The following is a 14,537-nucleotide window of genomic DNA, read 5'->3' on the forward strand; positions in this document are numbered from 1 at the left end:
GGATTTGATAAATCGAACATTGAGGGATTCAATTATCTTATTATAGTCTTCCATTCGTCTAAATCACTAAAATTGTGTAGAATATATACGTTTCTCTGGTAGATTTAAGATAATCAAAATTACAAAACTTATGTAACTTTACAAATATTTTTTGGATTCTTATTCAAGAAAATGCAAATTTTTTCGCTTTTCATCGGAGAACTTACATATAACTTACTTATTGTATTAATTCCCGAGATATTACAATTCTCTGAATTTCGGAAGTTCCTTCGTATATCTGAGTAATTTTGGCATCGCGCATTAGTCGCTCCACGTGATATTCCTTCACGTAACCATACCCTCCGTGTATCTGTACGGCCTCGGTAGTTACATCCATCGCCACTTGAGAAGCGAACAGTTTGGCCATAGCACTTTGCTTGGAGTAGGGAAGACCTTGATCTTTCAAATCTGCTGCTTGTAAGCACAACAAGCGGGCTGCTTCAATTTGGGTAGCCATATCGGCTAATTTAAATTGAATGCCCTGGTGTTGTGTGAGTGCTTTTCCAAAAGCTTTGCGTTCTTGAGCGTACTGTAGAGCAAACTCAAGAGCCCCTGAGGCAATGCCTAAAGCTTGAGCGGCAATACCGATTCGTCCGCCATTTAATACCGACATGGCAAATTTAAACCCGAACCCATTTTCTCCAATCCGGTTAGCCTTAGGCACTTTTATATCCGTAAACATCAATGAGTGCGTATCCGAAGCGCGGATGCCCATTTTGTTTTCCTTTTTGCCCACTACAAAGCCTTCTGACTCGCGATCTACCAGCAAGGCGTTGATACCTTTGTAACCTTTTTCCGGATCAGTTTGAGCAATAATAATGTAGAGTGATGCACTATTGCCATTGGTTATCCAGTTTTTAGTACCATTTAGTAAATAGTGATCGCCCTGATCAATAGCCGTAGTTTTTTGAGAAGTAGCGTCAGAACCCGCTTCCGGTTCTGATAGACAGAAGGCACCGATAATTTCTCCGGTAGCTAAACGGCTAAGGTACTTTTCTTTCTGCTCTTCGGTACCGTATTGTTCAATTCCCCAGCAGACCAACGAATTATTGACCGACATACAAACCGAAGCTGAAGCATCGATCTTAGAAATTTCTTCCATTGCCAGTATGTAGGATTTAGTATCCATTCCCCCGCCACTGTACTTCGGATCTACCATCATTCCCATAAATCCCAATTCGCCCATTTGCCCAATCTGCTCTTTTGGAAATCGCTGTTCTTCATCGCGCTCAATAACGCCCGGCAATAATTCTTTTTGAGCAAATTCCCGAGCTGCTTCCTGCACCGCTAAATGTTCTTCAGTTAATGTAAAGTTCATATTTTTTCAATTGTTCTATTGCTCGATAGTTGATAGTAAAATTGCTGATTGCTGAGAGTAAAGAGTTCATAACCTTTTAACTGTGAACTATTGGTTTTCCTCTATCCTCCAATTTCACTTATATACTTTTCTGCTCTTAGCAACTGTATTAATGCCAACTGTCAATTTTCAACTAAAATAGTATGCATGACGAGTATTTTGCAATATACTGACATGCAGAGACAAAAAAAAGCACCCCAACTGAAGCCGAGGTGCTATAATTATCTTGTCAGTAACGAAAAGTGGTCAGATCACTACTAGTCACGACCACCTAAGTAGATTGAAACCCAATAGAGTAACCCCACAATAGAACCTAGTGCTGCTACTACATATGTCATGGCAGCCCACTTCAGAGCATCTTTAGCCTGACCGTATTCATCGGGCGAAGCAATATTTTGGTCTTGAATCCAAGCTAAGGCGCGCTTACTAGCATCAAACTCGACCGGTAATGTTACCAGTGAGAATAAAGTAATTACTGCATAACAGCCAATAATTACCAGCAACGCCGTATTGAGAAATGCTCCTTCCATTCCAAAAATGAAAGCTCCACCTAAAAACATGAATAAAACTACCATATTCAGAATACGGGCACTTACGTTTTGAACAGGAACCATAGCCGAGCGAAACTCCAGAAAGCTATAAGCAGTAGCGTGCTGCACTGCATGACCGCATTCGTGGGCGGCAACCGCAGCCGCAGCGGCAGATCGTCCGTGGTAAACTGCTTCGCTTAAGTTTACCGTTTTTTTGGCCGGATTGTAATGGTCCGTCAATTTCCCCGGTACCGAAATTACTTCCACATCATGAATGTGATTATCACGCAGCATCTTTTCCGCAATCTCTCGCCCGGTTATATCAGCATTCCAACGAATCTGAGAATACTTTCTGAATTTGTTCTTGAGTCGGCGGCTCACAGCAAAGCTTAGAATACCGACACCTATAAATAGTATAATGTATAAAGACATGTTATTTTGATTGTTAAATAAGTACGATTAGATTATTAAACTTCAGTGTTAATTTTCTACGAAAATCGAGTAATTAAGGTTATTAATCATTTATAATAAAATACTTAAAAAATCTACTTTCAGGAAGTAGTTGCCGCCTTCATCTTGCGAGAAGACAAGACCGAAACCATAAAGAACGCGAAGCCTCCCATAATGATGAACGAAAGAGTTTGCATCCCGTGAATTAACGTAGCAAACAGTACGCCGTCACTTTGCTCAATACCATAAAGTAATAAGACTCCGCTTACTAACGCATGAAAGGTACCAAACCCACCTTGCACCGGAGCCGCCATACCTAAGCTACCCATAACTAGTACCGCTAACCCCGCACTAATTCCTAAGCCACTAGTTTCAGGAATGGCAAAGAAAACAGTGTAGGACATTAAAAAATACATGGTCCACATACTGATGGTAGCTAACCAAAATTGCCCCTGCTTTTTGATTTTTCCAATGCTAGTAACCCCTTTGAGCACTTCGCGCAGTAAAGTTTGCATCTTTTGAAACAGCGCATTTTGTTGTAATCGGTCCCAGAAAGCCCGCACCAGAAAGAAAGCAATAAGTAATACTACTACCAAAATACCAGCGAATACGTAGATGGCAAAAACGCTTTCTCCTAAGCCGCTAAGCTTCTCTTGCCAGAATCCGGTAATAAAATCATTAAGCCGACTAAATTCTGTAATGAATAATAATGCCATCAAGACGAATAAAGACAGCAGATCTACCAAGCGTTCGGCTACCACTGTGCCCAGCGAGGTAGTTACGGGTACTTTATCCAATTGGCGCAGTACCCCACAGCGAGTAACTTCACCCATTCGGGGAATAAGCAGATTAGCGAAGTAGGCAGTCAGTACGGCTAGAAACGTGCGAAAAATAGTCAAACGCTGGTAGCCTAACGGGTGAAGCATTAAGTTCCAGCGATAAGCCCGAATAATATGGCTAACAATGAATACAATAATGGCCAAGATCACCCACCGGTACTGCACTTCCTGCAATTTATTCAGGATAGCCGTTGCATCTACGTTACGAAACACTAAATACAGCAATCCACCAGCAATAGCCAATGACACTACGTACTTAGCAATATTTTTAAAATTCAGAGAATCCTTCATTCACTAATGAATCAGTCGGTTGTTTTGGTCGGGAAAAATAATGGTAGGTTGAAATTGCTTGGCCTCTTCTAGAAGCAGAGAGGCATACGAAATAATAATCACGATATCGCCTACCTGCACTTTTCGAGCGGCGGGGCCATTCATACAAACCATACCACTGCCTCGCTCCCCTCGGATGACATACGTCTCCAGGCGTTCGCCATTGTTTACATTCACGATTTGCACCTTTTCGCCTTCAATGAAGTTGGCCGCATCCATCAAATCTTCGTCAATGGTAATGCTGCCTACGTAGTGCAATTCAGCTTGGGTGATCTTCACCCGATGTATTTTTGATTTTAAAACTTCAATATTCATTTTAGTCTCCTACGGATATACGGGAGTACTAACGAATAGACCGCTGCAAGTGTTCCTGCCGAATAAATTTCATTTATGATACAACAACATTATCGATCAGCCGCACTTCACCAACGTAGGCCGCTACGCAAAATGCAACCGTATCTGCTTCCATTCTGTCAATTAAAAGCTGAAAGTCGCGCATCCGCACCGCTTCAAAGTATTCTAATTGAATGCCCAAATGACCGTTCAATCGATTAAGTGCCTGTTGCTTAACGGTAGTCAAATCGCCTCCTGCTTTATACTGTTCCTTAGCATAAAGCAGGGTTTGATACAGTTGCGCGGCGGTTTTCTTTTCTTCAGTACTGAGTCGTTGATTGCGGGAAGAAAGTGCCAACCCGGAAGGTTCTCTTACAATGGGTACCGCTATAATTTCTGCCGGAATGAAAAACTCATCAACCATTTGGCGAATAACTGCCAGTTGCTGTAAATCTTTTTGTCCAAAGTACGCGCGCTTCGGTTGCACAATATTCAGCAGTTTATTCACTACCAGTCCTACTCCGCTAAAGTGCCCCGAGCGGTGCTGGCCCTCCAGTATCTTATCCAAATGCCCAAAATTTAGTTGAAGCAACTGCGACCCTTCTTCGGGGTACATCACTTGATTAGAAGGAAAAAATACCGCATCGCAGCCAACATCTTTTAAGAAATTCAGATCGTGCTCCAAGGTGCGAGGATATTTTTCTAAGTCATCAGGATTGTTGAACTGCGTGGGGTTCACGTAGATGCTGCATATAGTCAGATCGTTATCTCGTAAAGAAGCTTTTAGTAACGCCATATGACCTTGGTGCAATGCCCCCATTGTTGGTACTAGGCCTATTTCTTGCTCAGGGGCTCGTTTTTGGGTAAAATTCCGTACGGAACTTACATCTTGCAACAATTTCATTATTACGAGTTAGAATGTACTTAAAAGGGTATATTAACGCCTAAATAGGAGCAAAAGTGGAAATATGCTAATAATTTCGTATTTTTGTATCCGCATTCCACTTACATTTAAAATCCACGAAAATATGTCGAAACTCCGTATTCTTTATGTAGCTAGTGAGATTAATCCTTTTCTACAGACTTCTGAAGTAGCCGATTTTGTGCGAAAGCTGCCCCAAGGCATGCAAGAACGAGGGATGGAAATCCGGATTTTGGTACCCCGTTTTGGGCTGATTAATGAGCGAAAGAACCGATTGCATGAAGTAGTACGTTTATCGGGAATTAATATTGCTGTAGGCGACGAGGAAAAGCCGCTCACCATTAAAGTAGCATCAATTCCTAACGCCAAGTTGCAGGTTTATTTCATTGATAACGAAGACTACTTCCACCGCAAATCCGTATTTTTTGATAAGCAAAACCGATTTCACGCCGATAATGACGAACGCGCTATTTTCTTCTGCAAAGGGGTAATTGAAACCGTGAAAAAGCTAGGCTGGGCTCCCGATATTGTGCATTGCAACGACTGGATGACCAGCCTTATTCCAATGTACTTGAAAACTACGTACAAAAACGATCCGCTATTTCATACTACCAAAACCGTTTTCACCGTTTACAACAACAAGTTTGAACACAAATTCAATACTGACCTCATTGAAAAGGTGAAAATGATGGACATTGAAGATAGCATGTTAGCGAGCCTTCAATCCGCTGATTACGAAGGGTTCATCAAAATCGGGATGCAGTATTCTGATGCGGTGATTAAGGCCGAAGAAGAATACAGCGAAGATTTAGTTCAGCTTTTTGATGAGTTTAATAAGGATAAGAAAATTGATACTATTGAGCAGGGTGATGATTTATTGGACTCATACTATAACCTCTATAATGACCTCGTTAGTTAAAAAAAATGTGGGGTGGCTGCTTTGGCTTACCCCATTTATTTTTTCGTGTGAGAGTGAAGAAATACTCAGTTTACCCCAAGAACCCGGCGACCAGACCTTAAGCCTCCTCTTCCAAGAAATTCCCCTTAGCTATTCGTTAGTACAACTCGACTCGGTTAATACCAATCGGCTGCCCAACGATGATTCTTATCGCCTGTTGGCAGGTATGTACAGCAGTGAGTTTTTTGGCGAGGTACAAGCAACCGCTTTTGCTGAACTCGGCGTGAATACTCGCGCAGAAGTAACGGCAGAGGATAGGTACGATTCGCTGGTTTTAACTCTAGTAAACGATTATTTCTACGGCGATGTAAACCAAGCTGTAAATCAGCGTGTAGCCATCTATCCACTATTGGATACATTAGCGCGCACACCTTACTATCGAACTGACGAAATTCCGTTTAATACAATTTCGTTAGCTGAGCTCAACTTTACTCCTAATCCTAAAGCTGATAGTGTTGCTGATACGCTAAGAATACGGTTAGATGATGCTTTTGGTCAGGAACTGTTTGATTTAGCGCAATCTGGTGCTGCTACTCTAAGTAGTGATAGTGCTTTCCAAGAGTACTTTCCTGGCATTGCTATATCATCACCTACCGGAAATGGAGCCATTGTCGGATTCAATCCTAATCAGTTACAACTATCCTTGTATTTTAGCACCAGTACCGATACTGAGCCGTCGGAATACACTTTTAATGCAGAAAACGCTTTCAATAATATCTCGGCGGATCGTTCGGGTACTCCGCTGGCTGGAATAACTTCAGTAAATCAGCGGTCAATGGCGTCTGATAATAGGTTTTATCTACAATCAGGTACGGGATTGGTGCCTATATTGAGCATTCAGCCTATTCTGAACTTTATTGATACATTAGAAAGAAATACCGAAGCACAGCTACGGGTTAACCGGGTAGAACTTTACATAGGAACTACCGAGCAAGGCGAAGGACAGCCTATACCTAATCAGATTGTTGCCTTTAGTTTTGAAGATGATTTTTCACTGGTTATTGATACTTTACAAAGTGGTTTCAATCGGATACCGACTCCGAGAAGCTTACTGGTAGATGGTGTTCAGGCTCAGAGCGGCGTATTTGCAGTTCCACCTACAGAATCGGCGTATCAGATCTCGGTAACTCAATATACTCAAAATCTGATTGACGGATTTCCGGGTACAAATACTGAATTTAGAATTCAGCCCCCTCGGCTTCAACTAGGTAGACGGTTGGGCGAGATTGTGGCTGAGCCAGATAGCGTTTTTGCTAAAGTGTTCTATACCTTGTTAGAATAATTGTAAAGTGAACCTTGGGAGATCATATATTTTAAATTCTTTCTGGAGCTTCATAAACGGTTATGCCGGAGTGGGATCATAAAGTTTATGAGCAATTTGGTAACCGGGTGCGGGTTCGCGTTTGCGCACTCTGTTTTCGTCACGAACATCTTCTGTTAGTTTGGCATAAAGGAATAGCGAATAATCAGTATTTTGTGTCTCCTCCGGGAGGGGGGATTCAGCTGGGCGAAACAGCTGAACAAGCTTTAAGCAGAGAAGTAAAGGAAGAAACCGGACTCATAGTGCAGAAGGCACAATTCTTATTTGTTTACGAATATGTTGAACCTCCATTACACGCAATTGAACTGTTTTTTGCAACCGAAGTATCCGATGGCGAGCCACAAATAGGAAAAGATCCGGAATTAGCACCTAGCGAACAGTTAATTCAGAAAGTGCGTTTTGCCTCGCCTCAGGAAATCAAGGTAGAAATAGCTAAGAAAAAAAACCAGTTTCACCAAATAATTTGCCGTTATCAGCGCCCCAAAGAGCTACTATCTTTGCAAGGGTATTTCAAATTTGATAATAAAATACGAAATTAGCGAGCTCGTTACATTTGAACACTCATTGAATTTTTTATCATTACACTAAATTGCTAACCTATGAGCCTAACTAAAATTCTAACATTTGTCTTTCTGGCAATTGCAATAGGAATCGCTTATTATTTATTTGACCGTATTAAGTTTAGTATCGAAGAAGAAGAACGTATTGCTGCCGTAGAAGCTCAAGTAATTAATAAGCTAAAATTTATTCGCGATGCTGAATTACTTTACAAAGAAGCAAACGGACAGTATACTAGCGATTGGAATAAACTGATTGGTTTCTTAGATACTGGAAGACTATATATCGTACAGCGTCGTGAAATTACTACATTGCTCGAGTACGGTGCAGAGGAAACCACTATTGAGATTGATACACTTGATCAGATACCAGTGCGAGATACGCTATTTCATACCCCTGTATACAATAATTTTAAAATAGAAAATATTGCTTCCATACCGCACAGCGGTAGGCAGTTTAATCTATTTGCTGATAAAATATCTCGCAACAATGTAGAAGTAGATGTTTTTGAAGTAGTAGACACTGCACCAGTAAATCCGGCGCGCCGTGGTGAGGAAAGCATTAAAGGCCCCTTACGTGTAGGTTCGCGCACAGAAGTGAATACTAGAGGTAACTGGGAGTAACCAATGACCGACAATTATAAACTTTGACGCATTCTGTAGGGAATTATACATTAGTACGAAAAGTAAAAGATCCTCAATTCAGCGTAGATCGTATTGATCGGTATGCCCTTATGCTACTCGCTGGGCCGCAAAACTTTCAGTTTTGTGTGGTAGATGCCGACCAACAACGCTGCCTGTTACTTGAGGATTATTCTTTCTCCAACACATCAGAAGATTTGGTTGGTACGTACCGTGCCATTATTGAGGAACATCAAATTCTAATGGCTGGATATTGGAGGAGCGTAAAGTTAGCGGTAAAGAGTTCGTACTTTACGTTAGTTCCTCAAGCCTACTTTTCTACAGAAAACCCCGCGCACTATCTTGCTTTAGCTGTAGACCTTCCTGAAAAGAATTGCTTGGTATCGTATCAAAACCACCGGCAAACGAATTCAGCTATGGTATTCGGAGCCAACAAGGAATTGGTTAATCGGATTAAGAGTACCTACCCTTCGCAAGATATTCGTTTAGAACATCTGGGAAGCGTTTTTATAGAAGGTATTCAACAGCTATCTTCGGATTCACACTATCCAGTGATGCACCTTCATATTGATCGGGGGTATTTAACCATGTTAGTAACTGATCAGGATAAAGTTATCCTCTACAATAGTTTTGCTTACCAGCACTCAGACGATATAGTAAAATATGTGCTAACAGCTTTCCAAAAGCTAAGCTTAGATCAAAATGAGACGAAAGTAGTAGTATGGGGCAATATTCCGGCAAAATCAGCTGAGTACGCCGCCCTGTATCGCTACATCCGCCAGCTTACATTTGGAACGAAGCCTGATTTTCTAACATTTTCTCACGTATTTGATGAAGCCCCTGACCATCAATATTTTGATTTGTTTAGCCTGCACGTTACCCAATAGGTAGTATGGAGCGAATTGCCCTTTTTCCTGGCTCATTTGATCCATTCACGCTGGGGCACAAAGACATTGTTCGGCGGGGATTATTTTTGTTTGACAAGATTGTAGTCAGCGTAGGACACAATAGCCAGAAGCGTCGTTATATTCCGATAGAAACCATGCTGGGTTATATTCAGCAAACTTTTCAGAGCGAAAGACGAATTGAAGTAATTACGTACGATGAGCTAACCGCTGAATTAGCTAAACAGTACAAGGCTAATTATTTATTGCGGGGGCTTCGTAACACTACTGACTTTGAGTACGAGAATAGTATCTCCCAAGTAAATCGCTACCTGAACACGGAGCTGGAAACCGTCTTTTTGATTACCTCACCAGCTTACGCTCATATTAGTTCGTCTATCATTCGAGAAGTTCATCGCTACGGAGGCGATGTAGACGCTTTTCTTCCCTACAAACTTTGATCTTCTATCTGCTGATAGTACCGCCGCATGACGTACCGAATAGAAAAATAAGAATCGTACAACGCCTGGCGTACTTCAGAGGTAGTCATCCAACGCACTTCTTCAATATCTTCGTCGGTTTGTGGTTGAAGTTGGCTATCATCCAAGCAGTCCATCGCAAACCAGTAAGTTTGTTTAAGATACTTTTTCTTGTTGCGGGTGTAGGTATGCCAAGTCTGGCAGATTTCATCATTTGGTGTAACTTGTACACTACATTCTTCCTCCACCTCTCGTAACGCCCCCTCAACAGGAGACTCACCTTTTTCTAATTTGCCTTTGGGTAGATCCCACTTGCTGAGCCGAAAAATTAGTAGAACTTCATCTCCCTTACGAACAACTCCCCCTCCGGCCTGCACAATCTTAAACTGATCTTTAACTATTTTGATAGTTTCTTCCAAGTCGGCTACGGCAAAAGTGATACTATCCAGATGTTTCACTTTCTTTTTACTAAAGTAATCCAGGGCGGTTTTGATGTAAGTAGGATTAGCGTAATGCACCAATACATCTTCTTTTAATTTTGCCTCAACAATAGTACTGGCTAAAGCGTTAAAGGTATAATCATAGGAAATATCCGGTAAATTTTGTACTGAAGCGAAGATAACTGGCGTATCATTGACAAAAAGTTTCATAAGACAACGAGATAATTAACTTGCAGAATACCAGCGAAGTTATAACTTTACTTAGCAACATACGCTGCAAACACATTCACTAAACTATAAAACTAACTTATTGACTATTATGGTTGCACACTTTGATAAGGTAAAAAACTACTTATTTGATTTAGAGTTTGAGCTTCAGTCGGAAGACGCTGCTGAAGGTTTGATTGTAATTACGGACGAAGAACGGGGCATTAGCCATTTGATTCTGGATTGCGAAGAAGATATTCTAATTTTAGAACAATATGTTTTTCAACTGAAGGGCAACGATGCTTCTACTCTAAAACGACTACTGCAAATTAACCGCTCATTAGTGCACGGAGCTTTAGTGCTGGATGATGAAAACCGCGTTATTTTTCGTGATACACTACAGCTAGAAAATATGGATAGGAATGAGCTAGAAAGCTCTATCAATTCCATAGGCTTAATGATGGCCGAGTACGCCGAAGAATTCATTGAATTTGCCTCTTAATAGTGCGTTCAGATAACTTCTACTCAACATTCATGAACACGCTAACACCTGAACACAGACTCAATCTTAATTGTAATAAAAAACATAACATACTATGAGCATTTTTAGAAGAATATTTAAAGTAGGCGAAGCCCAAGCCCATTCTACCATTGATAAGATAGAAGATCCGGTAAAAATGAGCGAACAAGCTATTCGTGATCTGAAAAATGATTTAAATAATGCTTTAGAGAGCTTAGCAGAAGTGAAAGCACTGGCTATTCGCACCCGGCGCGATGCTAAGAACTACCAGCAGCAGTCAACCGACTACGAGAAAAAAGCTATGCTTTTGCTACAACGAGGCCAACAGGGGCAAGTTGATGCTGGTGAGGCCGATCGTCTGGCTACCGAAGCACTAAGCCGTAAGGAGCAGGCTGATCGCCAATTAGCGCAAACGCAATCTGAGGTGCAAAAGTACGATAGTATGACGGCAAACTTGGAAGCAAAAGTAAATGATCTAAAGAGCCAGATTTCGGCTTGGGAGAATGAGATAAAAACGCTGAAAGCTCGAGCCAAAGTAAGCTCAGCAACCAAGAAACTGAACAAGCAACTGGCGGGCATTGATTCTTCTAGCACCGTGGCGATGTTGGAACGAATGAAAGCGAAAGTAGAGGAAGAAGAATCGCTGGCCGAATCTTACGGAGAAATTGCCGCCGCCCCTAAATCACTAGATGACGAAATTGACAAAGCGATTGGCACCGGAGGTGGGTCCGACAAATTGAAAGAACTGAAAGCCCGAATGGGAATTGCTGAGAACAAGCAGTTAGGGGAGTAGTTGCTATCTGCTGGGCCTTATGGATATGAATTCCGTTATTATTTTCTCTTTAGTACTAATTGGAATAGCTGTGTACTTCTGGCAACGAAATAAAAAAGATAAAAAGTTAGAGAACAGTCAAGATGATTCTTCTCGCGAATTACACCTAGAGAATGTACGGCCGGGCGGACTTATTCACTTAATGAACGTGGGGCCAACGATGGAGGAGTTTGACGTGAGTATTCTCTCCCGGGGCGTGTACCGCGCGGGCCAAAATGATGAGTGGTACGAGCTAGAGGGAGAAGCGGCTAAGGGAAAAGTATGGATTACGCTGGAGAATGACGATGGACTAGACGTTACGTTAGCTACCCGCAAACTGAAGCTCCGCGATCTACCAATTGTCCGCAATGATTTGGATGAAATGAGCGAAAATGGCGACGGCGAGTTTGAGTTTGAGGGCAAAATGTACTACTACGAAGTATCCAGTGAGGCTTCCTATTTCCCCGATGGTAATATATCACCCGATAACGAATCATTTTTCTACTATTGGGAGTTTGAAACCGATAATAGCGAAGAATTTATTACCATTGAAGAATGGGAGAATGGCCGCTTCGAAGTCACACAATCTCATCCTATCAAAGAGTCGCAGGTGAAGATTTTTAGTTTAGGAAAATAACGTAATATTAATGATGAATAATTGATGACTAAAGAAGTGCTCATTACTCACCAATTATTATCCCTTTTTTCTTGCCTTCTCTAATTGATCCCACATGGCGGAAGGAATCTCATCCAAGTGATTGAATTCACCCGCCCCTTGTAGCCATTCGCCCCCATCAATGGTAATAACCTCACCATTAACAAAGCTACTGTAGTCTGACATAAGGTAGGCGGCTAGGTTCGCTAGTTCCTGATGGTTGCCGACTCGCTTGAGCGGATTGTTCTTGGCCGGATCAAACTTCTCTACCAAATCACCCGGTAATAAGCGGCTCCAGGCTCCTTCGGTGGGAAATGGTCCCGGAGCGATAGCATTGGTGCGAATCTTATACTTTCCCCACTCCACCGCTAGTGAGCGAGTTAAGGCCAGCACTCCCGCTTTTCCGCAAGCAGAAGGAACCACGTAGCCCGAGCCGGTCCAGGCGTAGGTAGTCACGATATTAAGCATAGTACCGGGGTGTTGCTGATCAATCCAGTGCTTACCAAAAGCCAGTGTATAATTGTAGGTGCCTCTCAACACAATATCTACCACAATATCAAATGCCCGGTGCGATAGCCGCTCAGTGGGACTAATGAAGTTTCCAGCAGCGTTATTAATTAATCCATCAACTTGCCCAAACTTATTAAGTGTTTTTTTTAAAACTGTTTCTATTTCCTCGTACTTCCGAACATCGCAGACAACTGGTAGCACTGTGCCTCCAGTAGCTTCTTCCAGCTCTTTTGCCGTTTGGTTTAGCACCTCTTGTTTCCGGCTGGCAATGACTACTTTAGCCCCCAATTTGAGTAAATAGGTCGTCATAGATTTTCCTAAGCCGGTACCGCCGCCGGTTACTACAATCACTTTATCGGCCAATGCGTTGTCGCGTAACATTCCTTCGGTGTTCATCATATTTTTGGACTTTGGTGTGAGAAGGTAAAGGTAGTAATACTAAGGTATAAAACTGATCAAAATTCCTCTGTATCCTTTTTGGAAAAGGATGAGAGGCTTATAGTGACTCTACTCGCAACAACATACTTTCAAGCGTTAAGCCGGGACCGAAGGCTAGTCCAAGTACAGATTTATCATTGTCGCCAACGGTTAAACCTTGCTGGAGGGCTTTCAACACGAATAAAATAGTGGCGGACGACATATTTCCATACTGCTGTAGTATTTGGTAAGCGTAGCGATTATCGTCTTTTTCCATAGATAAAGCCTGCTCAATTACTTGTAAAATGCGCTTACCACCGGGGTGAATAGCGTATAAATCAGGTCTTTCCTGAACGGCGATATCTGCCTCATCAATGTTCCAGCTAATTTGCTGCATCAACTGTTGAGTAAGTTGATAAATACCCTGTTTAATGGCTTCGGGTACGTAGGAGGAAAGCTTCATCTCAAAGCCATGATTTCCAATCTGCCAAGCCATTTCCTGGCTGGCTTCGGGCACCAAATCACAATAGAACTGCTCAATAGCAAGCTGTATAACGTTATCGAACTTTTGCCCGGTAACCAAAGCGGCTGACGAGCCATCGGCAAATAGCGCATTTGCCAGCAGATTGTCCTCATTCTTTCCTTTCTGAAAATGTAAAGTACACAGTTCCGTACACACAATTAGCACGTTAGCATCAGCGTGGGCGCGAACAATACTGTCGGCTACTTTAAGCGCATTGAAGGCCGCGTAACAGCCCATGAAATTAATGGCCGTGCGTTGCACTTGATGCGATAGACCTAACTTATGAATAAGTTCAATATCTACTCCGGGCGCGTACATTCCAGTGCAGCTCACAAAAATTAAATGGGTAATTTGTCGAGCATCAAACTGAGGTAATTGCCGTAAGCAGTTCTTCGCAGCTTTATAACTTAACATTAATGCTTCCTGCTCGTACGTATCCATCCGTTGTTCAATAGAAGGAAATGGCTCTAGGTTAGCTGTGCCAGGATAAAATGAGCGACGACTGGTGTCGCCATAATCAGGTAGTACCGAATGGCGGTACTGAATTCCGCTAGCTCGATACAAAGCATACAATCGCTGCTTCTCTGAAGGATTGAGTTGAAGCACATTTGCCATAAAATCGGCAATGGCAGACTGGGAAGTCCGGTATTCGGGCACTGCTGTACCGAGTGCCGCAATGTAACTTTTCATTGAGTATATAAGCTAAAAAAAACCGACTTGTTTAGGGATTTATACGATTCTTATGTTCTTAGAAAAAGAATATTTAAATTAGAAGGCTAACAGATATACTAAGTAATACTATTTAAAAATGGA

At 42.0% G+C, this 14,537-nt stretch carries 17 protein-coding genes; 9 read left to right on the forward strand and 8 right to left on the reverse strand.

What is annotated here, in order from left to right; genetic code table 11:
* Positions 1 to 217: 217 nt before the first annotated feature.
* From WBA23_RS11810 to panC, 5 genes are all read right to left on the reverse strand, one after another.
* Positions 218 to 1,357, reverse strand: coding sequence for an acyl-CoA dehydrogenase (locus tag WBA23_RS11810; RefSeq protein WP_424582482.1), 1,140 nt, complete (start codon positions 1,355 to 1,357; stop codon positions 218 to 220).
* 296 nt (positions 1,358 to 1,653) lie between these two features.
* A complete protein-coding gene (locus WBA23_RS11815) occupies positions 1,654 to 2,358 on the reverse strand; it encodes a zinc metallopeptidase (protein WP_424582483.1) in 705 nt (234 codons plus the stop codon).
* Positions 2,359 to 2,477: 119 nt separating this feature from the next.
* Positions 2,478 to 3,506 (reverse strand): lysylphosphatidylglycerol synthase transmembrane domain-containing protein, encoded by a 1,029-nt coding sequence (locus tag WBA23_RS11820; RefSeq protein WP_424582484.1) that lies wholly within the window; start codon positions 3,504 to 3,506, stop codon positions 2,478 to 2,480.
* A 3-nt stretch (positions 3,507 to 3,509) separates the two neighbouring features.
* Complete coding sequence (panD, locus tag WBA23_RS11825; protein WP_424582485.1) at positions 3,510 to 3,860, reverse strand: aspartate 1-decarboxylase; 351 nt, start codon at positions 3,858 to 3,860, stop codon at positions 3,510 to 3,512.
* A 73-nt stretch (positions 3,861 to 3,933) separates the two neighbouring features.
* Complete coding sequence (gene panC / locus WBA23_RS11830; protein WP_424582486.1) at positions 3,934 to 4,782, reverse strand: pantoate--beta-alanine ligase; 849 nt, start codon at positions 4,780 to 4,782, stop codon at positions 3,934 to 3,936.
* 124 nt (positions 4,783 to 4,906) lie between these two features.
* Between panC and WBA23_RS11835 the strand changes: the two genes are divergently transcribed.
* The 6 genes from WBA23_RS11835 (at position 4,907) to coaD (ending at position 9,623) form a co-directional block, all read left to right on the forward strand.
* Positions 4,907 to 5,719 (forward strand): glycogen/starch synthase, encoded by an 813-nt coding sequence (locus tag WBA23_RS11835; protein WP_424582487.1) that lies wholly within the window; start codon positions 4,907 to 4,909, stop codon positions 5,717 to 5,719.
* The gene (locus WBA23_RS11840) at positions 5,703 to 7,040 is read left to right on the forward strand and encodes a DUF4270 family protein (protein ID WP_424582488.1); all 1,338 of its coding nucleotides are present in this window, start codon (positions 5,703 to 5,705) and stop codon (positions 7,038 to 7,040) included. Before WBA23_RS11835 ends, WBA23_RS11840 begins: the two co-directional genes overlap by 17 nt.
* 62 nt (positions 7,041 to 7,102) lie before the next feature.
* Positions 7,103 to 7,618: an NUDIX domain-containing protein gene (locus WBA23_RS11845; protein ID WP_424582489.1), complete on the forward strand. Its 516-nt coding sequence runs from the start codon at positions 7,103 to 7,105 to the stop codon at positions 7,616 to 7,618.
* Between the two features lie 60 nt (positions 7,619 to 7,678).
* Positions 7,679 to 8,260: a hypothetical protein gene (locus WBA23_RS11850; RefSeq protein WP_424582490.1), complete on the forward strand. Its 582-nt coding sequence runs from the start codon at positions 7,679 to 7,681 to the stop codon at positions 8,258 to 8,260.
* Between the two features lie 23 nt (positions 8,261 to 8,283).
* The gene (locus WBA23_RS11855) at positions 8,284 to 9,165 is read left to right on the forward strand and encodes a DUF3822 family protein (RefSeq protein WP_424582491.1); all 882 of its coding nucleotides are present in this window, start codon (positions 8,284 to 8,286) and stop codon (positions 9,163 to 9,165) included.
* Between the two features lie 5 nt (positions 9,166 to 9,170).
* Positions 9,171 to 9,623 (forward strand): pantetheine-phosphate adenylyltransferase, encoded by a 453-nt coding sequence (gene coaD, locus WBA23_RS11860; protein WP_424582492.1) that lies wholly within the window; start codon positions 9,171 to 9,173, stop codon positions 9,621 to 9,623.
* Here coaD and WBA23_RS11865 read toward each other — a convergent pair.
* Complete coding sequence (locus tag WBA23_RS11865; protein ID WP_424582493.1) at positions 9,611 to 10,291, reverse strand: NUDIX hydrolase; 681 nt, start codon at positions 10,289 to 10,291, stop codon at positions 9,611 to 9,613. The two genes, coaD and WBA23_RS11865, sit on opposite strands and share 13 nt — an antisense overlap.
* Positions 10,292 to 10,400: 109 nt before the next feature.
* Here WBA23_RS11865 and WBA23_RS11870 point away from each other — a divergent pair, with 109 nt between their 5' ends.
* From WBA23_RS11870 to WBA23_RS11880, 3 genes are all read left to right on the forward strand, one after another.
* The gene (locus WBA23_RS11870) at positions 10,401 to 10,790 is read left to right on the forward strand and encodes a YbjN domain-containing protein (RefSeq protein WP_424582494.1); all 390 of its coding nucleotides are present in this window, start codon (positions 10,401 to 10,403) and stop codon (positions 10,788 to 10,790) included.
* A gap of 94 nt (positions 10,791 to 10,884) precedes the next feature.
* Positions 10,885 to 11,601, forward strand: a complete 717-nt coding sequence (locus WBA23_RS11875) for a PspA/IM30 family protein (RefSeq protein WP_424582495.1) — start codon at positions 10,885 to 10,887, stop codon at positions 11,599 to 11,601.
* Positions 11,602 to 11,626: 25 nt separating this feature from the next.
* Complete coding sequence (locus WBA23_RS11880) at positions 11,627 to 12,256, forward strand: DUF4178 domain-containing protein (RefSeq protein ID WP_424582496.1); 630 nt, start codon at positions 11,627 to 11,629, stop codon at positions 12,254 to 12,256.
* A 57-nt stretch (positions 12,257 to 12,313) separates the two neighbouring features.
* On the opposite strand, the gene WBA23_RS11885 is transcribed toward WBA23_RS11880, so the two are convergent.
* Positions 12,314 to 13,183 carry an SDR family oxidoreductase gene (locus tag WBA23_RS11885; RefSeq protein WP_424582497.1) on the reverse strand — a complete coding sequence of 290 codons (870 nt, stop codon included), beginning with the start codon at positions 13,181 to 13,183 and terminating at the stop codon, positions 12,314 to 12,316.
* A gap of 97 nt (positions 13,184 to 13,280) precedes the next feature.
* Positions 13,281 to 14,414, reverse strand: coding sequence for a type III polyketide synthase (locus tag WBA23_RS11890; RefSeq protein WP_424582498.1), 1,134 nt, complete (start codon positions 14,412 to 14,414; stop codon positions 13,281 to 13,283).
* Positions 14,415 to 14,537: the final 123 nt, after the last annotated feature.

The organism is Tunicatimonas sp., assembly GCF_049647865.1.
GTDB lineage: Bacteria > Bacteroidota > Bacteroidia > Cytophagales > Cyclobacteriaceae > Tunicatimonas.